The sequence below is a fragment of the Pseudodesulfovibrio sp. JC047 genome, from assembly GCF_010468615.1.
In the GTDB taxonomy this organism is placed as follows: Bacteria; Desulfobacterota; Desulfovibrionia; order Desulfovibrionales; family Desulfovibrionaceae; genus Pseudodesulfovibrio.
The window spans coordinates 1-304 of sequence record NZ_WUEH01000144.1 but is presented as its reverse complement, the minus strand read 5'-3'; the positions used below and the strand labels follow the sequence as shown (position 1 = coordinate 304).

At 51.3% G+C, this 304-nt stretch carries 1 protein-coding gene; it reads right to left on the bottom strand.

Features of this window, described 5'->3' with window-relative positions:
- On the bottom strand, positions 1 to 304 hold a 304-nt coding region (locus GO013_RS16940; RefSeq protein ID WP_163813215.1), incomplete at both ends, for a hypothetical protein.

Below are 304 nucleotides of genomic sequence, written 5' to 3'. Positions count from 1 at the left end.
CTCAGCTCCTTCAAAGAAAAACCAATCTCACCATTCGTCACAACGAAGGTATTGGTTTGTGGAAGGAATGACTCTAACATAGCCATGAAGGCCTCATCGGGAAAAGCCACGGTCTCTCTGAAAGCACGGACCGCGTCAAAAATCCCGGCTTCCTTCAAAACGGCGCCACCAATCAGCAAGGTGTGATCAGTCCATGACTTCCAATCGGAGTCAGCATTGAAACGGCCACGAAGTCGAAAAGGCTTCACCCAATTGCTGCCATCACCGCTGAAAACGCCAAGGCCCACCGGTCTCAAATCGACCG